19 protein-coding genes and 3 pseudogenes are annotated in these 23,178 nt (G+C 45.8%); 13 read left to right on the top strand and 9 right to left on the bottom strand.

Annotated elements, in window-relative coordinates:
- The first annotated feature begins 17 nt into the window (after window positions 1-17).
- The 10 genes and pseudogenes from JOE09_RS20175 to JOE09_RS26205 form a co-directional block, all read left to right on the top strand.
- Window positions 18-269 (top strand): type II toxin-antitoxin system Phd/YefM family antitoxin, encoded by a 252-nt coding sequence (locus JOE09_RS20175; protein ID WP_239553203.1) that lies wholly within the window; start codon window positions 18-20, stop codon window positions 267-269.
- On the top strand, window positions 269-592 hold the full coding sequence (locus tag JOE09_RS20170) for a type II toxin-antitoxin system RelE/ParE family toxin (protein ID WP_205067021.1): 324 nt from the start codon (window positions 269-271) through the stop codon (window positions 590-592). The genes JOE09_RS20175 and JOE09_RS20170 overlap by 1 nt, the downstream gene beginning before the upstream one ends.
- A 427-nt stretch (window positions 593-1,019) precedes the next feature.
- Window positions 1,020-1,253: pseudogene (locus JOE09_RS26460) on the top strand (MAE_28990/MAE_18760 family HEPN-like nuclease); the annotation flags it as partial.
- Window positions 1,254-1,417: 164 nt separating this feature from the next.
- Window positions 1,418-2,107, top strand: coding sequence for a hypothetical protein (locus tag JOE09_RS20160; RefSeq protein ID WP_205067020.1), 690 nt, complete (start codon window positions 1,418-1,420; stop codon window positions 2,105-2,107).
- 293 nt (window positions 2,108-2,400) lie between these two features.
- Window positions 2,401-2,568 carry a hypothetical protein gene (locus JOE09_RS20155; protein ID WP_205067019.1) on the top strand — a complete coding sequence of 56 codons (168 nt, stop codon included), beginning with the start codon at window positions 2,401-2,403 and terminating at the stop codon, window positions 2,566-2,568.
- A gap of 179 nt (window positions 2,569-2,747) precedes the next feature.
- Window positions 2,748-4,340 (top strand): GapS1 family protein, encoded by a 1,593-nt coding sequence (gene gapS1, locus JOE09_RS20150; RefSeq protein WP_205067018.1) that lies wholly within the window; start codon window positions 2,748-2,750, stop codon window positions 4,338-4,340.
- 160 nt (window positions 4,341-4,500) lie between these two features.
- Window positions 4,501-4,719 carry a hypothetical protein gene (locus JOE09_RS20145; protein WP_205067017.1) on the top strand — a complete coding sequence of 73 codons (219 nt, stop codon included), beginning with the start codon at window positions 4,501-4,503 and terminating at the stop codon, window positions 4,717-4,719.
- Between the two features lie 298 nt (window positions 4,720-5,017).
- A complete protein-coding gene (locus JOE09_RS20140; protein WP_205067016.1) occupies window positions 5,018-5,572 on the top strand; it encodes a hypothetical protein in 555 nt (184 codons plus the stop codon).
- Window positions 5,573-5,933: 361 nt separating this feature from the next.
- Window positions 5,934-6,720: pseudogene (locus JOE09_RS20135) on the top strand (helix-turn-helix domain-containing protein).
- A gap of 181 nt (window positions 6,721-6,901) precedes the next feature.
- Window positions 6,902-7,207, top strand: a pseudogene (locus tag JOE09_RS26205) (ISNCY family transposase); the annotation flags it as partial.
- A gap of 194 nt (window positions 7,208-7,401) precedes the next feature.
- On the opposite strand, the gene JOE09_RS20130 reads toward JOE09_RS26205, so the two are convergent.
- Both JOE09_RS20130 and JOE09_RS20125 read right to left on the bottom strand, forming a co-directional pair.
- Window positions 7,402-8,811 carry an NAD(P)/FAD-dependent oxidoreductase gene (locus tag JOE09_RS20130; protein ID WP_205067015.1) on the bottom strand — a complete coding sequence of 470 codons (1,410 nt, stop codon included), beginning with the start codon at window positions 8,809-8,811 and terminating at the stop codon, window positions 7,402-7,404.
- A 1,122-nt stretch (window positions 8,812-9,933) separates the two neighbouring features.
- The gene (locus JOE09_RS20125) at window positions 9,934-11,355 is read right to left on the bottom strand and encodes an amino acid permease (RefSeq protein WP_205067014.1); all 1,422 of its coding nucleotides are present in this window, start codon (window positions 11,353-11,355) and stop codon (window positions 9,934-9,936) included.
- 108 nt (window positions 11,356-11,463) lie between these two features.
- Here JOE09_RS20125 and JOE09_RS20120 point away from each other — a divergent pair, with 108 nt between their 5' ends.
- Both JOE09_RS20120 and JOE09_RS20115 read left to right on the top strand, forming a co-directional pair.
- The gene (locus tag JOE09_RS20120) at window positions 11,464-11,922 is read left to right on the top strand and encodes an Lrp/AsnC family transcriptional regulator (RefSeq protein WP_205067013.1); all 459 of its coding nucleotides are present in this window, start codon (window positions 11,464-11,466) and stop codon (window positions 11,920-11,922) included.
- A gap of 494 nt (window positions 11,923-12,416) precedes the next feature.
- Window positions 12,417-12,779 (top strand): hypothetical protein, encoded by a 363-nt coding sequence (locus JOE09_RS20115; RefSeq protein WP_205067012.1) that lies wholly within the window; start codon window positions 12,417-12,419, stop codon window positions 12,777-12,779.
- Window positions 12,780-12,940: 161 nt separating this feature from the next.
- Here the strand turns inward: JOE09_RS20115 and JOE09_RS20110 are convergent, their stop codons facing one another.
- The 7 genes from JOE09_RS20110 to JOE09_RS20080 all read right to left on the bottom strand — a co-directional run bounded on the left by JOE09_RS20110 (window position 12,941) and on the right by JOE09_RS20080 (window position 21,589).
- A complete protein-coding gene (locus JOE09_RS20110) occupies window positions 12,941-13,834 on the bottom strand; it encodes an EamA family transporter (RefSeq protein ID WP_239553216.1) in 894 nt (297 codons plus the stop codon).
- A 382-nt stretch (window positions 13,835-14,216) separates the two neighbouring features.
- Complete coding sequence (locus JOE09_RS20105; protein WP_205067010.1) at window positions 14,217-15,656, bottom strand: MFS transporter; 1,440 nt, start codon at window positions 15,654-15,656, stop codon at window positions 14,217-14,219.
- A gap of 86 nt (window positions 15,657-15,742) precedes the next feature.
- The gene (locus JOE09_RS20100; protein ID WP_205067009.1) at window positions 15,743-16,228 is read right to left on the bottom strand and encodes an Lrp/AsnC family transcriptional regulator; all 486 of its coding nucleotides are present in this window, start codon (window positions 16,226-16,228) and stop codon (window positions 15,743-15,745) included.
- A 55-nt stretch (window positions 16,229-16,283) separates the two neighbouring features.
- A complete protein-coding gene (doeB, locus tag JOE09_RS20095) occupies window positions 16,284-17,300 on the bottom strand; it encodes a N(2)-acetyl-L-2,4-diaminobutanoate deacetylase DoeB (RefSeq protein ID WP_239553202.1) in 1,017 nt (338 codons plus the stop codon).
- 7 nt (window positions 17,301-17,307) lie between these two features.
- Window positions 17,308-18,564 (bottom strand): M24 family metallopeptidase, encoded by a 1,257-nt coding sequence (locus JOE09_RS20090; RefSeq protein ID WP_239553201.1) that lies wholly within the window; start codon window positions 18,562-18,564, stop codon window positions 17,308-17,310.
- Window positions 18,565-18,697: 133 nt separating this feature from the next.
- A complete protein-coding gene (locus JOE09_RS20085; RefSeq protein ID WP_205067008.1) occupies window positions 18,698-20,101 on the bottom strand; it encodes an aminotransferase in 1,404 nt (467 codons plus the stop codon).
- A 24-nt stretch (window positions 20,102-20,125) separates the two neighbouring features.
- Entirely contained in the window at window positions 20,126-21,589 is a 1,464-nt protein-coding gene (locus JOE09_RS20080; protein WP_205067007.1) for an NAD-dependent succinate-semialdehyde dehydrogenase, read from the bottom strand.
- Between the two features lie 322 nt (window positions 21,590-21,911).
- Here JOE09_RS20080 and JOE09_RS20075 point away from each other — a divergent pair, with 322 nt between their 5' ends.
- On the top strand, window positions 21,912-23,162 hold the full coding sequence (locus JOE09_RS20075) for a D-amino acid dehydrogenase (protein WP_205067006.1): 1,251 nt from the start codon (window positions 21,912-21,914) through the stop codon (window positions 23,160-23,162).
- The last annotated feature ends 16 nt before the right edge of the window (window positions 23,163-23,178 follow it).

The raw sequence follows: 23,178 nt of genomic DNA, 5'->3' as shown, positions 1-23,178 counted from the left end.
GTCTTACCGGAGGATGCATGATCACCGAAAATATTCTCAGCAGAAAAACGGCGTCCATTACCGAGTTCAAAAAGAACCCGACTGCGGCCATGAATGAGTCTCATGGTGAGCCCGTCGCAATTCTGAACCATAACAAACCTGCGTTTTACTGTGTGCCGCCCGCGATGTTTGAACTGATGTTTGAACATATGAGCGACTCGCTTCTCCTACAGAAAGCCGTCGACAGAGCAGGGGACGAAGAGATCGACGTTAGCTGGGATGATCTCTGATGTCTTCGGCATTCAAGGCCAGCCTGAAGTTTAAGGCGCTGGCTAAAAAAGAGTGGGACTCTTTGAATCCGTCCATCAGGGATAAGTTTGCCAAAATACTGAAAAAGCGCGCAGCATCCTACGAAGCGCTTACGATGCCGGCCAATAGATTGTCGCTTCAGCACAGCTGCTACAAAATCAAGCTTCGGAACGACGGATATCGACTTGCCTATACCGTTACCTCCGATGACGAAGGCAACGTGAAGGTTACGGTTACCGTCGTTGCAGTCGACAGGCGTGATGAGATCTACGAAGATCTTCACAAGCGACTTGCTGGGAAGTAGTTTTGATGTTGGGGCAGGGGAGAGTATGGCAGTGAGATGAGGTGCTTTGCGGGCAGCTAGACAAGTTAGCTTCAAGGATTTTTGTGATGTATAGTCCAAGTATCAAAACCAGCTTCATATAAGTCTTATTATATGAAGTTAAGATAGCGACCAGAACAAAACTGCTGGCAGATGAGGGAAGGCGCAGAGGGGGGGATAAAAACCTTGTTATATAATATTATAGGTTTTGTAAACGTATTATCTGGATCGTAGGTGCGAGACAGTGAGAGTTCGTAGAAATGCCATTAATGAAGTTACATTCAGCATGGAGAATCTTAATCAAGGACCAATGCTGATTAATTTATGACAACTCTTGGCGTGAAGATGAGTTACGATTTTATAATAATATTCAATCGGAATTTAATCTTGAACAGAGAATGCTTTTTCGAAATTACTTTATCAAGTTGGGCTAAACTTTGATGACTTTGAGGACATCAAAACCGATTTGAATAAACTGCTCACCGCTAGAAATAACGTTGCGCATGGAAAGCATAAGGAAGGTATTAATGACTCTGACTATGAAACTTATAAAAAATGCTTTCAGCACATCTTTTCAAGGTTATCGAATGTAATCGTGATAGCTTATGCAAATAAAAAATACCTATCACAACCCCAAACTTAAACATGTTAACCGACATGTTTATCTTTAAAATTTGGGAAAAAAATATTCTAATACCTGAGCTCACCAAGTTTGTAATCTTGGTGAACATGAAATGTGCAATTATATTTCTGAAAAGCTTTCTTGCGCATATGCTTCACTTAGTTGGCTAAGTTCAGTCATTCCTAATGGCAGAAACAGCACTGCAAACAGCTTATCTGATATTTTACATAATCAGCAAATTCTGTCATAAGAGGTTAAAAGTGGATTCATTATCCGAAAAGACGTGGTATCACGGGTCAGATACGAGGTTTGAAAGCTGGCAATTCCCTCCGCCGGTAAAGAAAGGAAGTGAACTGCTCGTACCTCACTCCGCTGTGTTCCTGACGTCAGATCAGGATTATGCAGCACGCGCTGGGGCACATCTTTGCCAGTCATTGCTGAATAAACCTGAGAACATACTCGATACAGTCAGCGATTATCATAATTCTGAAATGCTCCGCCTTGAGGTCATGAAGAACTCCCTAATGGCCAGGTCGATGAATGTGAATCAGCAGTTCTGGCATACCGGATGGGCAACGGGCGATGTTCTGAGGTTTACTTTCTCAGACCCTGCACTTGCAGAGCACATTGAAAAAATGACTCGTATTCAAGCCAGCAGGTTCTCCATCACAATGAACGCTTCGCAAATTATTATGGGGCTGAATCTGACTCGAGGCTTAATCGAGGTGATGGTCAAAGCAACGCGCTCTCTCGGTTATGACGGATTTACGGGATACGAGGTCGACAGACACAGCGCGGTTAACCAGAAGCATGCACGTGAGATAATTGCGATCATGAAACCGGATTTGATTTCTGAACCCGATTGGATTCGGTAGTGACGTTTTCAATAGACCGGCATGTCCGCCCCATACAGAGGATTTTGACCTCGCTTCAGAGGAAAGGTCTGAAGTCATGTATATCGAGCCATGCGTATCCCATTCTATAACGTGCGGACCGTTCTGCGGCTTCTGGAAGAGCAGGAGACAGCTGACCCCCGTTCATGGTAGTGCAGTGCACATTTAAGCCTCCGCTGGCTATACGGCCATGGCCAGTGCAGAGGTCAGCCTGAATGAGCAGTATCAGCTTGCGGTAGACTCAAAAAACGCATTCCATTAAATCAGCGCCTCTGGTGAAAGAAAACGATACCAATATTCTGGACAACGGTAACACCAAGCTGCTGGCTGAAGAACTTGCCGGCCAGTGGAATTTTGCCGCGACCACCAATAACCTGATTGTCGTCACTGATTCCTCCAGGAGTAGGGTTTGGAAAAAAATCATTAATCAGGCAGGATTTTGACTCTTAAGTGAGATTAATCATAGGGTGACACGGAAAAACGGACCAAGTCAGCTGGACCGCAATGGTACAAATTTGATTTTCACAATCATCCCCGGTTTCGGACGATTAAAGAAAGCCGGATCTGACGGACAGGGAGTGGCTGCTGTCAGCCTTGAATATCCCCATTAAGGAACGTTACCGTGAATTTACAGATCAAGAGTCGGAATCAGTACGCGAATAAAGTCCAGGCCATCAGGAAAAAATTAAACACCTATACCCATTCATCTTTTCTTAATCAGCTGTACATTCATTTCCAGTCGCTGCGGAATCCGCAGAACGGGCTGGTTTCGAATTTTCCATGGTGCTGCTTCCTCGCCCTGAAGTGGAAATATCTGGGCGACGTCAGCAGCGAAGCCCGCGATATTAACGACAGAGAGTTCGATAAGATTATCAACCGCATCTATGCGTTACAGAACGATGCGTCAGACCTGCATCAGATGAACAGCATTGAGCTTGAAATCAGGCGAATGATCATCTCCCAAATGTTTTATCAGACGCCAGCTAAGGCCCACATGCACGCGCTGGCTAGGCAGTTTTTATGGTTCTGCGGCAGTGATTCTCCGTGGTTCAGAGATAATTTCCTGGCGCAAACCGGGATCAGGCTTCAGGATTATTACCTCATCTCTTTTCACCTCCTTACGCACAACACGCTGACTGGCCGGACTGAATCGCTCCGGATCCCGCTCAGGGAGCTTATTATTCCGCTGAGCCCTGCTCTGAATATGACGACCCTCAAAAACTATCTGTCATTGCTGTCGCTATATTCAGAAGACCTGACGTCGTTTTTCAGCAGGTATGCCTGCGACGGACCACTGGCTTCTGAATACTTTGAAGACACGCCGCTGATAAAAAAACCCTTTCTTATGGATAACGAACATCTGTGCGTTTTTTCCCGCACCCTTCTGCTGCAGGCGCTCACTTCAGCGGTACCTAGACTGTTTAGTGAATTCAGCCCAACACCGTTTAAGGATAAATTTGGTCCGGTTCTGGAGAGCTATCTGGAGGATTACATCAGAAAGGTTTTTCCAGAGCTGATTAGCGAAAAAGATATCGCCTTGCTCTACCGCAAAAACTCTACGGAAGGAAAGAAAGTTGATTATATCCTGCCGAGCAACGAGGGCTACGTCTTTATTGATTCCAAAGCCATTGAACCTCATGGCGATGTCAAAACATCCGTTAGTCCCGTACATTTAAGAGGTAAACTCAGAAGCAGCTTTGAAAAAGGGATCATACAGGCTCAGGAATGCTGTAAAATCATGAACACCATAAATAAGCGATCGCGCTCAGAATTAGATGCTGTGCTTATCGTTGTTCATCGAGATCATTTTATATCTACGGGAAACTTTCTTAACAAAAATATATCGACGGAGTTGTTTTCTGATATAGAAGAGAAATATGGCTATCTGCCGGTAAATCGCGAGAGGATTTATTATCTAACCATTGATGAACTGGAGCATCTCATTGACATCTGTGAGAAAAAAATGGTTTCAGTTATCAGCGTTATTAATCAGGCCGTCGCTGATGATGCACAACCTCACAGACAAAAAATGAACTTCGGCATGCACCTGCAGGCCATTTCGCCTGCAAGCTACCTGTCCAGAACAAACCTTCACAACAGCTACCTTAACCTTATCAAAATGAAAGAAGCGGCTGTTCAACAGTCCGAAGGATTCTGGGACGGTCGTGTGGAGATCTATCTAAGGGCGCTTCATTTTCTTACGTCACGCCCCTGAGCTGATCTGCGGCGGCTGCCACGAGGATCGCACCTGTGATTTCACCGGATGAGAAAAATAAATAAACCTTTAACAGGAGAAAAGATACTTTCAACAGAATAGGTATCCGGCACGGTGCTGCATAGGGCACGCCGGCCCTCCACTTTAAGGAAAAAAATATATGACTATTTATGAACTCAAACTGGCTATTCTGTCGCGCTGCCGTGAGGTGCTGGCCACGCGTAAGCGTAACCCGGTCTGCTCGATTTGCTGGTTTCCGGACGAATGGCCAGCGGACGAGATTATACAGGCGCTGCAGGAGATGCGTCGGGAAGGGATTATCTCCTGCACCCGGGGCAGCGCTATGGTCGAAGACGGGTTTCTGCTGAACGGCCTGTAGCCCCATTTAGCACGCATCCTTCATTCTGAAGGGGGGATTTACCGGTCACGCCGGATCAGTTATATAGAGTGCACCAGCATCCCGGCGACAATCAGAAAGGCTGAGATGCAGCGATTAACGCAGGGAGCTAACTGCTTCAGGGATGAGCGCCAGCTTGGCTGGTGCCTTTCGTCTGTGCCCGTTCCCTTTCTAACCACTGGAAACCCTGAACGGAGAGAACAACTTGCCAGTCAGAGAAGTATCTGAATTATCATCGTGGCTGACGCCCGCTTTGTCCTTCTGTGGCGCCCTGACCGCTGTGGCGCTGACTCACCACTTCACCCGCCGCCACGAGCGCCAGACAGCTGAAGAAAAGCGGCAAGAGGAGCGGCTGTTTATCGGTATAGAGCTGGTCACGGTGCTGGAACACTTTGCGCTTTGCTGCGCCGACGTCGCCCACGATCGGGGCAAACGGGAAACCGATCCGTTAACCGGCGCGAGCAGGCTCGTCCCCGCCATGTCTGAGCCCGTAGTGGACTATTCCGCGCTTACGGGGGAATGGAAGGTGTTGCCCACCGTTCTGATGTATCACCTTCGGGAGTTGCCGCTGAGCGTCAGGCAGACAGCGCAGCTGCTGGCGCGGTATCACGCGCTTAACGACCCCTATCACATCCGGTATTTCAGCTACCGGCGTTGGCATTACGCCCGGGCTGGCCTGCGGGCCATTTTGCTGTCTGCGAAGTTGCGCGGGCTCTGCAGCCTGCCGGCCTCGAGGCTGACAACGTCCCCGGATTCATCCTGGCACCAGCTTCGGCGCGCCCGTCAGGCCGAACGCCGCTTTTACATCAGCTCAAGACCGTCAATCCTCCCTTAAGGCCTGGTCGACAGGATGGCCAGCGCTGTTGTGCTTCCTGTAATTAAGTCGGAAGCAGATTGTCAGTTAACCAAGGAGTCCGGCATGCACCAGGCTCTTAACAGCGGAAACCGGAAGTAATTCAGATACAGTATAAAGGAACAGTTGACGTCGTCTCGTCATACATCCGCTGATTTCAGGCGAGGGTAAATGGAGCTTACATTTACATCAAAATTTATATTTAACATAATTAGTATTATGCGCACCAAATCTGTCAGCCCAAAGCGATAATGTCGTGTTTTACCAAAGTTAAAATGTCGCGTTTCCTGTAGCCTGCTTTTTGTTCTTACAGACAATCCGGAGCGTCGTAATGTTGGTGACCATGAGCCAGAAAGAACTGAGTCGCATTCCAGTACTGCAGCAGATTTGTGACAAACGCCTGACCCAGTCTGCTGCCGCAAAACTTCTCAACATCAGTGTTCGGCAGATCCAGCGTCTACTTATCCGTTATATATCAAACGGAGCTGAGGGACTTACTTCGCGAAAACGTGGCCAGCCGGCAAACAATCGCGTACCAGAAGCATTGAAAATGCATGTTCTCGCGTTGCTACGTGAAAAATACAGCGACTTTGGACCCACATTAGCCGCAGAAAAACTCAGAGAGCGTCATTCAATTAATATTTCAACGGAGACTGTTCGCCACTGGATGATCGCGTATGGTCTGTGGCTACCTCGTTCACACCGTAAGCCACGCGTGTATCAACCACGTTATCGACGCGATTGCCTTGGAGAGCTGATTCAGATTGACGGCTCTCACCACGACTGGTTTGAAGGTCGTGCATCAAAATGCTGTCTTTTGGTTTACATGGACGGTTCTCGACTATCCAGACGGCACGCTGGCCTTTAAGTATGGCTACAGAACACTGTCCTATCAGGTCTTCGACAAACTGGCCATTGTTGACCAGGGCGCTATTGTGGACAACAAGCGGTTGGGCGCAGTATTGAAACTCGCACAGATTCAGCAGAATGAACGCGAACGGGACGGTAAAAGAGAACGCAGTAAGAAGATGCCCAGACGACGCGCTCAGGCAAGGATTCAGGAGCAGCTGAAAGCCATCAATCCGGTACTGGCCAACCCTGAAGAATTCAGAGCCAGCCTCAAACGATAACCACCTGCCCACCCTGCTCTTTCAGACTGAATCACAGTAAAGGTGACATTTTAAGTTGGGAACTGAGGGTGACATTTCAACTTCGGGTAGACAAAATCTGTAGTGGCTAAATTCAGATGTCCGTCTCTGGCTATATTGAAATGTCCGCTTTATCGTCCTTTTATGAGTTCAAGCTTGAGGACGCAACTGCTGGCGATTGCTTGCACGTTATCGTGAGTCCGGGCCACTGGCTCTGATGAACTGCCGGCGCGGACTGCGTGGTAATCGCCAGCTTCTGCCCGGCCTGGCTGAACTTGCGCTGGACATCATCCGGGATAACTACGCCGATTTTGGTCCGACGCTCGCCTGCGAGAAGCTGGCCGAGCTTCATGACGTTGTACTGGCTAAAGAGACTGTAGGTCAGCTTATGGTACGTGCCGGACTCTGGATCCCCCGGAAAATGCGTGCGCCGAGGATCCAGCAACCGCGATGCCGTCGCAAGGATACGGCCTGAAAATCCCAGTGACCATTGAAAGAAGACGACTTGCTTGAAGCGATTGCTGACTTACAGAGGCGCAGCGAGGGGAATAGAGTGTAAATAAACCAACATTTATAACTGATTGTTGTATTTTATACTGCGAACAGATTACTCATTTAAAAATATAGCGCCGTATTTTAAATCGGCGCTATTTAATAAAAAAATCAGAAACGATAAATACTGAAAGGTTTTGGATCAATAATAGGAGTTTTACCTAACAATAGATCTGCTGTGATTTCCGCTGATACAGGACTTTCTGTCATACCCCAGCCGGTAGCTGTGTTAATTACCATTCCCGGGTATTCTTTAATTTCAGAAATGTAAGGATGTTCGTCTGGAGCAATAGCCATAGCTCCGCTCCATTGATCGATGATTTTCGACTCTTTGAAAGCAGGGAACTCAGCTTTTAACTTTTCAAGCGACGCATTCAAATCTTTATAATCAGGTGCTGCAGTCATATCACGATATTTCTCGAACGGAGTAACTTCATTATTACTCCAATGAGATTGCTGCTTGATAGAATTGACCAGCTGCTCATTCAAGGCAATATGTACTGGGAAGTCAGCCATAAGAGGCATGTACTTGTAACCGTAAATGAAAGATTCTTGAACTACAGGCGCAACAACCACGCGAGGTGAAGTTGCGTAGCTACCATCAGCTTGCTCCCGGAAGAATATGCTACCGGGCAATGCGACGTTCCCACCCGGAGCGCCTGGTGCCGCACTAATCAGCTGTTGAGACTGGTAAGCAGGCAGCGTTTGAATATCCACATTCAGGTTCTTCATGAACAAGCGTGACCATGCTCCCCCGGCTACAACGACTTTAGATGCCCTGATCGCCCCATGTTCGGTGACAACATCAGAGACTGCTCCAGCCTGTGTTTCAATACCTCGAGCGGCACAATTTGTATAGATTTTAACACCCATCTTTTGGGCATATTCAGCCATTACAAATGCAGCAATTTCGGGATCAAGACTGCCAGAATCTTCTTCAAATCCAGCGATTTTCCAGTTTGAAGTTGCGCCACGAAGTCTATTATTTAACTCAGTCCCCTCGATAATACGGGTTTTGAATGGAATATTGCTTCCAGCATCATTTCCCTTTCTTGAGATCCATTCTCTTACAAATTCCAGATCTTTTTCATCATGGGGGACTTCAACTCTTCCCTGAGTCCGATAGCTGGTATCTGCTCCAATTTTCGCATTCATCTCACGCCAGCGTTGTTTAGCGATATGATGAAGCTGGAAAGTCGCATCTGGCATTTTGTAGGTCATCACTTGCCCATAAAAGCGGCTAGATTGCTCGCCAGCGATGTTCCCTTTTTCTAACACCACTACAGACTGGCCTCTCTCCACAAGATTAATAGCCGTCATTATTCCTAAAATTCCACCTCCGATAACAACGACATCGGCTTGCTTCGGGAGTGTCCCTGATAGTCCTTGGACAAAGCCTGAACGAGGTTTGCCAGGAATTAACCTGCCTTCACGTGTTAGCATAGGAGTAAGAATACCAACCCCACCTGCCGCAGCAACTGCAGCCCCGCCAATTATAAACTTTCTTCTTGTTACATTCATGTGAAAAATATTTCCTTTTGGTTTTATCCCAGAAATCGATTATATTTAACCCGTTAACTGCAGGCTTTTTCTAATGAACGAATATCTTTTTGATTATTATTTATAACCCTACACTTAGATGTTAATCTCTCATATAAAAACACTGATTAATTAAAATCGATCTATAGAGCCATCAATTTAATTCAACCAATTATTTTGTTATTAATTGCATAACTTCACAAAAATCTAATGAACATTTTTACGGCAAAATTTTAACAAAGAAAACTATTCAAATCATCCTCAATGGAGAAGACTCTAAAAGCTGCTTTGTCGTTAGTGTGATTAGTTTGTCTAAATAACACCCACATCCAGAAAAAAAATATCACTCAACAGAAAAAAAGTGGTTTTTTTTCTTTTTTGTAGGAAAAAGATTGGAAAAAATTCACAGAGAAAATCGCATCACATCATTTTTCTCGAGCAGATTAATCTGCCCTCCAGAGCAAAACTTAGGCAGAGAAAAATTTATTAACATAGATTACCCTGTATAACCACCATGTTAACATGGGTTAGCGTCACTAACTGACCAGCTCTCATTGATCAATTTAGCCTGATCTTAGTAATGGATTTTACCTGACATGCAGACAAATCTGACCTGTATCTTGAGTGATAGGGGGGAGTTTAGAGGCGCACAACGATTTATAGCTTATTTAACGTCAGATCGCTGAGTGGGGCCATTAGGTTGACCCTGTATAAGAAAGACCTAGTATTTGAATAAACATATTTTATAAATTTATTCCTTCAGTACAACCTGATAACAGCTTGCATCAAAATCAGGATTTACTGGTTTACGGTTATCGTAGGGTTGACCACGACCATGTAGTTGTCGAGTTTGATTTAATTGATTTTGGCATGATAGCACCCTTTTAAAAAATTTCCAGCTCATGCAAATAATGCAATTCCATGAATTTGAGTTCATGGCAATAAATTTAGTCACGCGCGATTAATTTGACTAGATGAGATTAGATTAAAACAGATTACAAATGGAAAGAGGGGCGAATCCTTCACCCCTGCAAAGCTTTTTTCCTATATAGCCATCCTCTAAAGGAAAGTACAACACAGATTATGACTGGGCCTTTAAATCCCTTATTCGTTTAAAGATAAGGAATAATCTGCTTTCTTCTTTTTCAGCGTATAAAGGTAACAGAACACAAGTGCTATAAACCATAATGGCGTGATATACAATCCGATCCTGGTATTCTCATTAAATGCAAGGATGATTATTGAGAAAACAAAGAAAACCAACCCAGCCCAACTCATAACAATCCCTATCGGAGCTTTGAAACGTGATGTATTATGAAGCTCAGGTCTCTTTTTACGATAAATAAGATATGAGATTAATATCATAGACCATACGAACGTGGTTGTAATTGCTACAACAGTTGAAACCAACAAAAATACAGACATAGCATTTGGAAAAACAAATATTAGTGCAACACCGATCATCATGAAGAAAGAAGAATGCAGCAAGGCATTGCATGGCACTGACCATGAAGACAACCGACCTAATGATGGTGGCGCATCACCCGCCCGTGCAAGTCCGTAGACCATCCGTACTGTTGAATAGACTGCGCTATTAGCTGATGAAAGAGCAGACGTAAGAACTACGAAATTTATAATACCTGCTGCAGCCGGAAATCCTGCAACAAGAAACAATTTAACAAAAGGACTTGTATCAGGATTTATATTGGCATAACCGCTCACCGCAATAATTGAAGCCAGAGATAAGACGTAAAAAACTATTATTCTCAACGGGATGGCATTTATTGCCATTGGCAAAGATTTTTCTGGATTTTTAGTCTCTGCGGCTGTAGTTCCAACCAATTCAACCCCCCCGAAAGAATATAGAGCAATCTGAAATCCTGCGAGAAAGCCTGCAATACCATGAGGGAAAAGTACCTTGCCATCAGTCAGATTTGAAGTAGAGGCTTTCACTCCGTCTGGTGAAATAAATCCTGAAAAAACCATATATCCAGCGACAAAAATCAGAGATACGATTGCAACAACCTTTATGAGCGAAAACCAGAATTCAAATTCGCCAAAAAGACGTGTTGCAATCATATTGATCGAAATCAGAGTAAATAACGCAACAAAAGCGGGCATCCACTCCGGCGTTCCGGGATACCAGAACTTCCAGTAAACACCTATTATCAATACATCACCTATTATCGTTATAACCCATTGAAACCAATATGACCATGCAACAAAGAATCCCGCCCAGGGCCCAATCAAGTCCGAGCAGAAATCGGCAAAGCTGTTGTACTCGAGATTAGAAAGAAGTAACTCTCCCATGGTTCGCATTACAAAAAAAAGAAAAAAACCAATTATCAGATACGTAAAAATAATTGATGAACCCGATTGATTAATCATCTGCCCAGATCCCATAAACAGTCCGGTTCCTATCGCACCGCTTATGGATATGAGTTGAATATGTCTGTTGCTAAGCGAACGAACCAGCCCGGTGGGCTTCGAAGACTCAACCCTTTCTGATTTATTGTAGTTGTTCATAGTACCCTCTTAGAAAATGATACAGGACACATCCATCTGATGTGCGGAACTTAACTTTTATTTAAAGGTCAGATATAATTGCGATCTGATAAAATTTGGATCTAAAAAATGATTGACCGTCTGGATGCCAAGATCCTTGATGTCTTGCAAAGAAACAGTAAAGTTACCAGCGATGAACTGGGTGAGATGATCGGCTTATCAAGCACGGGTGTTCAGCGACGTATAAAGAAGTTACGCGAACAAGGTGTGATTGAAAGTGAAGTAGTGATCGTTTCACCAGAGCTGATTGGCCGTCCTGTACAAGTACTTGTTTCCGTTACGCTTGAGCGTGGCCATATAGATATTGTTGACTCTTTCAAAAAAATCATTAAATCTACTCCTGAGATAATGAGCGGTTTTTACATCACAGGTGATGCTGATTTTGTTCTTATTATCTCTGCAAAAACCATCGGCGATTATGAAAGCTTTACTAAGACCTTCTTTCATAAGAATTCACATGTAAAATCCTTTAAGACTATGGTTGTTATGGATCGCGTTAAAACAGGTTTCACTTTGCCCATCACCTAACCCTCTTTACTTTCTACTTAAACTCATGAACAAAAAAACCCTTTAACTCATAAGGGATAATCCCATTTATCATTTTAGAGTAGCTAATGATTCATTAATACTAAACACAACTGAAGTATATTTAACCCAACACCAACAATTGAGCTTTTACATGTGAATTGACGCTTAAAAACTGCGTTTTTATAATTTAGATGCAGTTTTACTGCGCAGGCTTTATCACGTAGGTAGTAATCTGACATAGATCTCATTACCGAAAACCAAAAAAGATAAATATTGATATTTTCAGTTCGTCATGGTCACTAACAATGTAAATACTGCTATACTAAATTGAGCTCCAAACTCATCGCATTCTTAAATGTGTGCCTATTTTTTGACTAGTATCTGATTGGGCTGTAGATTAGGTTAATTTTTACATCGTGGAAATTATTGTTGCTTAACTAATGAGATACTATTATTTTCATCAGAGTTAAAATTGAATCTCCCGGGAGATTGCTATGAAATATGATACTGCTTTGCTTATCTTTTCCACAAAGTTCGCACAAGAAATAGTACCGATCCTTCTTCACCAGAACGCGTCCTCAAAATTAAGATACTGTAAAACATTAAAAAAGAATGAGACCTGCCTGACCGGAAGCGTGAACGATCTTGTTCAGGTTGAAGTGACATTCGAAAGGGATATCGTGACGGTAGAAGGTATTGCAGACTTCATAGTAAGATGGAGTAATCAGCGCGCATGTGGTATTGACTTTATGGATTCAGAAGAAAACCTTACCAAAGGTTCTTTCTTGACCACTTATGATCTGTCGAATCTCATTTTCAAATCAGACAAGCTGATATTAAAGGATACTTATTACTAGTAAAGTCAAACATGGCACCAATAGATGTGTTTATTTATGTATCGATTATGATAAACACATCCACCCGTTTTGGCTGTCAAAAATCTTTGAAAGAGTATGCATTGCTTAAACAAGAGTCTACTTCCCTCATGCCCCGGCATATCCTGATTATTAATCCTCGGTTAAATCCGGTCTGTCGGCAATTCCTGATCATCTGAAGTCAGCATACATCCCATTGAGGAGAAAATTATCATCAGAATCGCTCCCCACTGCGCATTACCTAGCTGCTCATGTAACACAATAAAACCCATCACCGCTGCTACTGCAGGTTCAAGACTGGTCATAATGCCAAACGTTCCCCGGCTTACACGCTTTAACGCAATCATCTCAAGCGTTGCAGGTAACGCACTGGCAATCAGGCCGATACATGCTCCTGCCGCGAGAATGTGCCATGAGAAAAGACTGGCGCCAGCAGAAACCACTCCCACCGGGACAGTGAAGCAGGCAGCTATAATCAAACCAAGTGCAACGGAATTAACAGCTGAGATATGTCCTAATCTTTTCCCTGCCTGAATATACAAAGCCCACATCACAGCAGCAAAAAGTGCGTACATCACTCCTTCGGGATCTGCACTACTTGTCTCCCTTAAAGGCAATAAAACCGACAGCCCTGCCACGGCCAGACTAATCCAGACCAAAGTGATTTTACGTCGTAAAGAAAACAGCGTAAGGCTGAGTGGGCCCGAAAATTGGATAGCCACTGCCAGCCCAAAGGGGAGAGTTTTTATCGACATGTAGAAACAATAGTTCATCCCCCCCAGCGCTGCGCCGTATAGAAAGACTTTCTTCCAGTCTGAGCGGTTAAGTTGCATCCTCCATGAACATGTTGAGATCATCATAAAAAGAGCTGAAAAACCCAGCCGTAATGCCGTTGTACCCTGGGGGCCGACGGTGGGGAAAAGGTACTTTTTTGCAAGGGATGTCCCGATCCCAAGAAAAAATATTGAGCCAAGCAAAGCCAGCAATGCATAAGTTTTTGCCTTGAAGGCCTCACTGGTACGGAGTGCCCCATACATTTGTAACACAATACACCTTCTCGTTATTTGCGTTGAATCCTGATGGTAGCTGAACAGCCAGGCAAGTTAATGACAACTAGACGATCATTCAACCTAAAAAAATTTTTATCTGTTTGAACTTTGCCTGACATTTTTTAAGGTTAAAATTCACTCAAAACAATACCATGTCAGATAATTTTTTCTTTCTGTTTTCAATGCTACATTCAGTTAATTTTTTCTGCTTTATTTGGATTGTTATACATCTTGCAGAGTTACTGGGTGAGTTGACAAAAAAACACCAACGGTTATCTGTTGGTGTTTTATGTCTAACTGTATTTTCAGATGAATGATTTTATAAATGCATCACTGAGTTTTAACTGATATTTATCTATCGCAAAAAATATCAAATCGATGCCGATCGCCTTTTTATGTTATCGAAATGTCTTGCTGATAACACTTTTCCATTCACTGATTCTACAACAGGTAAACACCCTTCCATCGGTTGGCCCGCAGTCTCTTTGCTGAAGAGGACGGCAATGAGTCCTATTACCCCGCCTAAAGTGAGGTACCATGCCGGCGCGATAGGATTTGAGGTTATATTTACCAGCCATGATGAAAGCAATGGTGCCGTGCCGCCAAACGCAGACGTAGAAAGGTTATAGGCAATTGCAAGTCCACTGTAGCGTACTGCTGTGGGGAATAATGCCGGAAGCGTTGACGCAACCGTGCTTAGGAAGCATGTCAGTAACAAACCCAGTAAAAGTAATCCGCCAAAAACCAGCAACATATTATTACTACCCAAAGCATAAAAACACGGAACTGAGAGTAAAATGAATCCTGTACATCCGAATATCCAAACTGGCTTGCGACCATATATATCTGATAATTTTCCAACTGATGGCAGAACAGCCATCATGCATAGCATTGCGACTACCACAGAAATCAGACCTTCTAACTCACTCAGCCCCATTACCGTATTAAGATAGCTGGGCATATAGGACAGTAGCATATAATCAGCCAAGTTCAGTATAAACACCATCCCGATGCAAATTATAAAGGGCTTCATATAACTTTTTACTATAGTTTTCCATTGCTGACTGATAGTAGGATGTTCGTGATTAGCCGCCTGCATTTTCTGTTCGAGTTGATGAAAGGCCGGTGTTTCTTCCAACCGGAATCTCAACCAGACGCCAGTGATACCCAGCGGCGCTGAAATCAGGAATGGAATTCTCCATCCCCATGCACGCATTTCTTCACTGCTAAGCCAAATGGTGAGGCCTGCTACTATGGCTGCAGAAAGGATCAAGCCCGCCAGCGTGCCTATTTCCAGCCAACTACCAAGCTGGCCGCGCTTGTCGTCAGGTGCATACTCCGCGATGAAAGTAGCAGCTCCGCTGTACTCCCCCCCGGTTGAAAATCCCTGCAAGCCGCGAGCCAGCAGTAGCAAGGCTGGTGCCCACAGACCAATATGCTCATGACTGGGGATAAGGCCGATAGCGAAGGTACTGAAAGCCATTAATATCATTGTCAGGGCTAAAACTTTTTTACGCCCTATTCTGTCTCCGAGGGGACCGAAAAACATCCCACCAAGAGGCCTCACTAAAAAAGCAATTGCAAAGGTCGCGTAAGTGAATAATAACTGCGTTTTATGGCCTACCTCCGGAAAAAACACTGCACCAAGAGTCACTGCTAAATACCCGTACAACCCAAAATCAAACCATTCTATAGCATTGCCAATTGAGGCTGCCCCTATAGCTCGTTTGATAAGAGACCTTTCAACGATGTTACATTTTTCTTGACTTAAATCTGGATAGTTTTTTGCAGATGAATTATTCGTTTTCATTTTTTCTCCAGTTCTGACATGGAGAGAGCTATAGCAGGGCCATTTCACTGGCCCTTCAATTAATCATATTACCCGTAATTAAATTTTCATATATCCCTGTCTATATTGCTCTGTAAAGTCTGTAATGCAGGGACGGACTTCACACTTTTCGTGACTATATATGTAAAATAACGTTCGATCCCCAGGTCAGATTCCAACCAGTTATCCATCATTCGCTGATATTCGTCTATGGATAATGATTCAAATTTTGCCCAATAATCTACACCGCCTCCAACAGAAACGCATTCTGTTAATTCAGGCGTACTCATGACATGTTTTTCAAAACGGGTAAAGCTCTCTGCGTTATGTTTTTTAAGTTCGATTGAGACCCAAATCTGAAGACGTTTAACCAGTACTTTCGAATTCAGCTTTGCATGATACCCTTCGATAACTCCTGCATCTTCCAGACGCTTTACTCGTTCCCAGCAGGGGCTGACGGAAAGATTTATAGTTTCCGCCAGCTTTGACTTGGTTATCCGTCCCTCTTTGCTCAGAATTTCTAAAATCTTCAGATCATAGCGATCGAGTTTCATACCTAGCTTTTATCCTCTTTGGCGACTTTGGTACCTGTCAGCCAGGGAGTCATCGCTATAACGAACGTATCTCTCTGGCAATAACGACGAGCGTATCTCCGACAGCTACCTTGGCAGGGAAACGGCGTGCGACGACCATCCCACTACGGCGGGCACGGTATTCAACCGGTGGCTGTCCGCTGCGTGTATTGTCGTATATTCTCGCCAGAACGTCTCCTTCTGTCACTGATTGTTCCAGATCACAGAGCAGTTCCAGAATGCCGGCATGTTCACTTTGCAGGTAGCAACTGGCATCAGGCATATCAAGCAGCAGCGCCTCGCTTTCACTTTGCTCAATAACCCCTTCAATCAGGTGATGATGAATGAGGAAATTGCGCACACCGCGGTCGGCTATAGCCTGCCGATGAGGGATGGAAGTACCGCCACCGCCAAGTTCAGTGGTTACAAATCCTTTGCCCTGACTTTCAACTACAGTGTCATATAACTGACTTGCATCAAGCTCATACATTACGACAGTCGCCGGAGCGCCGAATGAACGGGCAGCCTCAAGGTTACGGGTCTGCTGCTGCTCATTTTCAAGACGGTGCAGAGCGGCAAAAGACATGATATCCAGCGTGCGTCCGCCTGAATGCAGATCAAGCGCCACGTCGCACATCGGGACCAGAACTCGCGTGAAGTAGTCCGCAATCTGCTCTGTCACCGAGCCTCCAGCTGATCCCGGGAAACTGCGATTCAGATTTCCTTTATCAATAGGAGAAGTGCGCAGACCGGCCTGTACGGCAGGGGTATTCATCATCGGAACGATAATCACTCTTCCCTTCACTTCATCCGCTTTAAGGGAATTTGCAAGCTTCAGGAGGGCAATGATTCCTTCATATTCATCGCCATGGTTACCGCCAGTTAAAAGCGCGGTTGGACCAGGCGTCCCATTAATGACTGTAATGGGGATCATGACTGCACCCCACGCAGATTCATCATGTGAATGCGGCAACTTTAAAAATCCGTGCTGTACGCCGGGGCTGTTGAAGTCCACGCCAGCATAAACAGGTGTGTTAATTTCTGTGCTCATCATCTTATTCTCACTTCACATACAGGCGACGGGGACAACGCGACAGGACCTCAACGCCTTGTTCCGCAATTACGATACTCTCAGTAATTTCAAGCCCCCATCCATCCATCCAGAGACCCGGCATGAAGTGGAAGGACATTCCAGGTTCCAGCACGGTATGATCGGTAGTACGGAAGCTCATGGTACGTTCGCCCCAGTCCGGCGGATAACTGATCCCGATTGGATAACCGCAACGCGCACCACCGCGATCGATATCATGTTTCTTCAGTGCCTTTTCAACGGCTGTTGCGACATCCGCACAGGTATTGCCCGGGCGGGCTGCAAATAAACCGGCCTCAATCGCTTCAAGCAACGCGGTTTCTGCACGCAGGAAGTAATCGGGAGGTGTGCCAAGGAAGATGGTACGACATAACGGAGCATGATAATGGTGGTAGCACCCTGACAGTTCGAAGAATGTTCCTTCCCCAGCCTTCAGTGGTTCATCATCCCAGGTCAGATGCGGAGCAGAAGCATCAGCACCGGTTGGCAACAGTGGCACGATAGCGGCGTAATCGCCCCCAAAACGAATTCCGTTCTCATCAACATATCCCGCTGCCGCAGTGCGCTGAATTTCAGCGACCAGCAGATTTTTAGGCAGTCCAGGTTCAATCATCTGATAAACATTGTCATGTTGCAGGTCGGTAATACGGGCCGCAATCCGCATATAGGCAAGTTCCTGCTCTGATTTAACCGCCCTGCACCAGTTAACCAGCCCGTTTGCATCAACAAACCGGGTTTTGCTTCCCAAACTCTGCATGCTCTCGAAGGCTTTAGCTGTAAAATAGTAGTTATCCATTTCCACACCCGTCACCACACCACTCCAGCCCAGTGAAGGAAGAACGTCTTCCATCAGATAGCGCATAGGATGATCGTCAGGATTCTGGACCAGGCGTTCCGGATAACCAATGATACGTGTTTCATCCATCCAGCATGTGCGCTGGGCGCCCAGGCTATCCATCTGTCGGCCATACCAGACAGGATCTCCCTCAAGTCCCAGTAAAACACACTGGTGTACATAAAACGACCAGCCATCATAGCCAGACAGCCAGGCCATATTTGAGGGGTCACTGACTATCAGAAGGGATAAACCTTGCTGCTGCATTGACGCCCGGGCTTTTGCGATACGAGAGGCGTATTCTTCACGAGTGAAGGGTGCTTTCTTCTTTAGCATCTTATAGAACTCAACATGAGGTGAACGTTTTGCTGGCAGGAATTTTCCTTTCAGCATCTACTGACACATGCATCAATCTGAAATTCAGGTTCCTGTCAATATGAGCCTCCACACTAAACAGAAACCTCAGAAGCGACTGGTATAAAAAGCAGCGAAAGCTGAATAAAACTCCAGCTCCCGCCGGTAATCATTACCCCAGATAACCAGAAGCTTTCAGCTCGTCACTAACACGGTTCACGGCTTTCAAGGTGCGGCTGATAATTTCCTCAACTTCACCGTTGTTAACCACCATCGGTGGTGCAAAGCCCAGAATATCGCCCTGCGGCATGGCTCGCGCGATAAGCTTATTTTCCAGAGCAGCTGCCGACACGCGCGCGCCCACCTTAAGACTACTGTCAAAAGGCTGGCAAACTGTTTTGTTGGGTGAGAACTCAAGAGCGGCTAACAGTCCAACGCCGCGGACGTTTCCGACCAGCGGATGATCTGCAAAGGTTTCCTGCATACGCTTCTGGAAGTAGGCGCCCGTAGTTGCTGCATTACTTACAAGACCTTCACGTTCGATAATTTCCAGATTGGCCAGTGCAGCTGCAGCACCCAGTGGGTGGCCAGAGTAAGTCCAGCCGTGTCCGATTGGACCATATTCGCCCGTGCCCTGCTCCAGAACTTTCCAGACCTTCTCACCCACGATCACTCCCGACAGCGGGAGGTAGGCGCTGGTGAGGCCTTTTGCAATGGTAATCAAATCCGGGCGCATACCGTACTTATGTGCGCCAAATTCTTCACCTGTGCGACCGAAGCCGCAAACCACTTCATCGGAAATCAGCAGGACATCATACTTATCCAGCACCTTCTGAATTTCCTGCCAGTAATTTTCCGGTGGTGGCACGATGCCGCCGGTGCCCAGAACCGGCTCACCAATAAAGGCTGCAACAGTTTCTGGCCCCTGAGCGAGGATCATTTTCTCCAACTGCTCTGCACAGTAACGGGAGAATTCGCTTTCACTGATGCCCTGCTGCTCGGCCGCACGATGATAGTAATAAGGAGCTTCTGTATGAAGGATGCCGTCGATTGGCAAGTCAAAGTGGTCATGGAAAGCTGCCAGACCCGTCAGTGAACCTGCTGCGATGCTGGAGCCGTGATAACCACGCTGGCGAGCGATGATTTTTTTCTTCTGCTTGCGTCCAAGAATATTGTTGTAGTAACGGACGAGTTTGATCTGAGTTTCATTGGCATCTGAACCGGACATGCCGTAGTACACCTTCGACATATTCAAGCCGACTTTGGCGATGATCTTTTCAGACAGCTCCACCAACGGCAGGTTTGAATGCCCGACATAGGTGTGATAATAGGCAAGTTCTTTTGCCTGTTTGTATATGGCTTCAGCCACCTCATCGCGGCCATAGCCGATATTGACGCAATACAGGCCGGAGAAACCATCAATGAACTCGTTGCCATCGTAGTCTTTGAGGTAAATACCCTTACCTCCAACGATCACGCGACCTGGCAACTCACCGTTGGCGTAATCCCGCAGGTGGGTTGAGGCATGAAAAGTAACTTTCCGATCGCGCGTGATTAAATTTTTACTGTTTTCCATAATATTATCTCCTGTAAAAGTGTGTTAGGAAGGCTGGCCAACATTTCCAAGACAGAAATATTTGGTATTGAGATATTCATCAATGCCGGTTTTACCGCCCTCACGGCCCAAACCTGAATGCTTAATGCCCCCAAAAGGAACACACGGTCCGGTCATTTTGACGCTATTTACGGCAACCATGCCGTATTCGAGTTCGCGGATGTAACGCCAGATCCGCTTCTGATCGTGAGTCCAGAGGTATGCTGCAAGGCCGTATTCCGTATCATTTGCCTGGGCAATGGCTTCTTCATCTGTGCGATAAGCGCTGACGCCAGCCACTGGCGCAAAATTCTCTTCACGCCAGACCTTCATTTCAGGAGTGATATCTGACAGAAGCGTTGGCATGAAATAGTTAGCACCAGGAGCAAGGCTCTGATCTCCATGAATGAGTCGCGCTCCAAGCCTAACGGCGTCTTCCACTATCGCGTTGGCTTTATCAACCGCTGCGCGATGAATAAGAGGGCCGACATCCGTCCGCGGATTACTTCCCTTGCCTACGACAAGATCGCGTACGCGGCCAGCAAACGTTTCGAGGAAGGCGTTATAAATGCTTTCATGCACGAGGATTCGGTTTGCTGCGAGGCAATCCTGTCCGCTGGTCTGGAACTTGGCCGCAATAACCGCGTCGGCTGCTTCCTCAGGTGAAACGTCCGGAGCAATAATAAAAGGTGCGTTGCCTCCAAGCTCAAGAGAGACGCGTTTTACCGTGCTCGCGCACTGTTTCAACAAAAGTTTTCCGACTCGCGTTGAGCCAGTAAATGAAAGCGCTTTGATGCGTGGTTCAGCACAGAGCTGTGCGGACGTTTCAGCGGGGTCCCCGGTGATTACGTTAAAAACTCCTGCAGGAAAACCAGCGCGTTCAGCCAGCTCAGCGAGAGCCAGCGCAGAAAACGGGGTTTCATTTGCAGGCTTTACCAACACGGTACAACCTGCTGCCAGGGCTGCGGCAGCCTTACGGGTGATCATGGCCAGAGGAAAGTTCCACGGTGTGATTAGTGCCGCGACACCCACAGGCTCTTTCGCCGTTCCCAGCAGCGCGCCTGGAATATGGCTCGGCATATTCTCTCCGTTCGTTCTTCGCGCCTCTTCTGCAAACCAGCGAATAAAGCTCGCCGCATAGTCCACCTCCCCTTCAGCCTCACTCAACGGCTTCCCCTGCTCTCTGACTAACAGCTGTGCAAGATCGCTACGATGGTCGTGAAGTTGCTGATACCAGTTCTGAAGTATTTCAGCTCGCTGATCAGCGCGTTTCGCACGCCACTGACGGAATGCGTCATCAGCGGCAGTAACGGCGCTGCCAATCTGAGCAGGGTCCAGGAGCGTGATGTGCCCAAGGATGGTGTCATCAGCAGGATCGTAAACGGCCTCTTGCCGTCCAGAAGAACCGACAATCCACTCCCCATTGACATAGGCGTATTGCCGGAAGAGATATTGCGAATTTAGCTTCATATTTAATTCTCCAGATAAATCTCATAAATAACTTAGCGCTGGCCTAACCTGAAGATAGTGGCAAATGAATTTATATTTTTTCTGTAAAACGAATAAAAAAATTCGTTTTTTTCTGTTGTGGATTTGTTTATCCAAATAAAATTTTAATTTTAATTTTTGTGACAGCAGTAACCTTTGCTGATGGGGAATAGTTTTTGATTTTATGTTACTTGTGATAGAGGTTATTAGAGCCCATTATTAATAAGTCATGGAATAACTTTTTAATAACCATACTAAAACTAATGGGTTAATTTCAAACATTAAAAAAATGTAAGGTATCGTTATGGAAATTATTATTTTAGGCGGTGGCGTTGTAGGTGTAACAACAGCCTGGTATTTGAAAGAACAGGGACACGATGTGACCGTCATTGAAAAACTGAATGATGTTGCTGAAGAAACCAGCGCCGGGAATGCGGGACAAATTTCACCAGGCTATGCGTCTCCCTGGGCTGCGCCAGGAATTCCGTTAAAAGCGATTAAATGGATGTTTGAGAAACATGCACCGTTGGCCATCCGTCCAGATGGCAGTGCTCACCAGCTGCAGTGGATTATGGCTATGATGAACCAGTGCAACGCCGGGTCGTACGCCGTTAATAAATCGAGGATGGTGAGAATTGCTGAATACAGTCGCGACTGCCTGCGCGCTCTCCGAACTAAAACGGCTCTGGATTATGAAGAAAGAAGCAAAGGATTGTTGCAGCTGTTCCGATCGCAGGCCCAGTTGGATAGTGCAGCTAACGATATAGCTGTTCTTGAAAAGGCCGGGGTGGATTATAAGCTTTATACCGGAGAGGAACTTCGCGAAGTTGAGCCGGCCCTGAACATGGGGGAAGGTAAGCTTACAGGCGGACTTCACCTGCCGAATGACGAAACTGGAGACTGTCAGATTTTTACCAAAAAACTGGCGGCTCTGGCGCAGGCTGCAGGGGTATGTTTTCGTTTTAACTGCAACGTCAGTGATATCACTTCTGAAGGGAACAAAATCACAGGGTTCGTGACCAATCAAGGAATATTAAAAGCCGACAGATACGTAATCTGCGGCGGTTCCTGGTCAAGAGACATTCTGGCGAAATTTATTAAAATCCCTGTATATCCTGTAAAAGGTTATTCAATTACTGTTCCCATTACTCAGGATTGTCTGGCGCCAGTGTCTACCCTTCTCGACGAAACATATAAAGTCGCAGTTACTCGTTTCCGGGACAGGATCCGCATTGGCGGAATGGCTGAGCTTCGTGGTTTTAATAAAAATGTTTTGCAATCCCGAATTGATACACTGCTCATGGTCGTTAAAGATCTTTTTCCACACGGTGGCTACTATGGGGATGCGGAGAGCTGGTCGGGTTTAAGGCCAATGACACCGGATGGTACGCCAATCATCGGAAAAACGCCTTATACCAACCTGCTGTTAAATACAGGTCATGGCACGCTTGGATGGACAATGTCCTGCGGTTCGGCGAGATTGTTATCCGATATTATCAGTAATAACACTCCTGATATTGAGCACGAAGATCTGTCTGTATACAGATATCTTTAAACTGAAAGGGTTTTGC

It is taken from the genome of Pantoea coffeiphila (assembly GCF_016909495.1).
Lineage (GTDB): Bacteria > Pseudomonadota > Gammaproteobacteria > Enterobacterales > Enterobacteriaceae > Erwinia > Erwinia coffeiphila.
Note: the sequence above shows the minus strand (reverse complement) of the source record. Positions and strands in the feature narration are given on the sequence as shown.

Coding starts and splice junctions, on each gene's coding strand:
- JOE09_RS20175 (WP_239553203.1), top strand. CDS start 18: ATGATCACCGAAAATATTCTCAGCAGAAAAACGGCGTCCATTACCGAG.
- JOE09_RS20170 (WP_205067021.1), top strand. CDS start 269: ATGTCTTCGGCATTCAAGGCCAGCCTGAAGTTTAAGGCGCTGGCTAAA.
- JOE09_RS20160 (WP_205067020.1), top strand. CDS start 1,418: ATGGCAGAAACAGCACTGCAAACAGCTTATCTGATATTTTACATAATC.
- JOE09_RS20145 (WP_205067017.1), top strand. CDS start 4,501: ATGACTATTTATGAACTCAAACTGGCTATTCTGTCGCGCTGCCGTGAG.
- JOE09_RS20130 (WP_205067015.1), bottom strand. CDS start 8,811: ATGAATGTAACAAGAAGAAAGTTTATAATTGGCGGGGCTGCAGTTGCT.
- JOE09_RS20125 (WP_205067014.1), bottom strand. CDS start 11,355: ATGAACAACTACAATAAATCAGAAAGGGTTGAGTCTTCGAAGCCCACC.
- JOE09_RS20120 (WP_205067013.1), top strand. CDS start 11,464: ATGATTGACCGTCTGGATGCCAAGATCCTTGATGTCTTGCAAAGAAAC.
- JOE09_RS20115 (WP_205067012.1), top strand. CDS start 12,417: ATGAAATATGATACTGCTTTGCTTATCTTTTCCACAAAGTTCGCACAA.
- JOE09_RS20110 (WP_239553216.1), bottom strand. CDS start 13,834: ATGTATGGGGCACTCCGTACCAGTGAGGCCTTCAAGGCAAAAACTTAT.
- JOE09_RS20105 (WP_205067010.1), bottom strand. CDS start 15,656: ATGAAAACGAATAATTCATCTGCAAAAAACTATCCAGATTTAAGTCAA.
- JOE09_RS20100 (WP_205067009.1), bottom strand. CDS start 16,228: ATGAAACTCGATCGCTATGATCTGAAGATTTTAGAAATTCTGAGCAAA.
- doeB (WP_239553202.1), bottom strand. CDS start 17,300: ATGATGAGCACAGAAATTAACACACCTGTTTATGCTGGCGTGGACTTC.
- JOE09_RS20090 (WP_239553201.1), bottom strand. CDS start 18,564: ATGCTGAAAGGAAAATTCCTGCCAGCAAAACGTTCACCTCATGTTGAG.
- JOE09_RS20085 (WP_205067008.1), bottom strand. CDS start 20,101: ATGGAAAACAGTAAAAATTTAATCACGCGCGATCGGAAAGTTACTTTT.
- JOE09_RS20080 (WP_205067007.1), bottom strand. CDS start 21,589: ATGAAGCTAAATTCGCAATATCTCTTCCGGCAATACGCCTATGTCAAT.
- JOE09_RS20075 (WP_205067006.1), top strand. CDS start 21,912: ATGGAAATTATTATTTTAGGCGGTGGCGTTGTAGGTGTAACAACAGCC.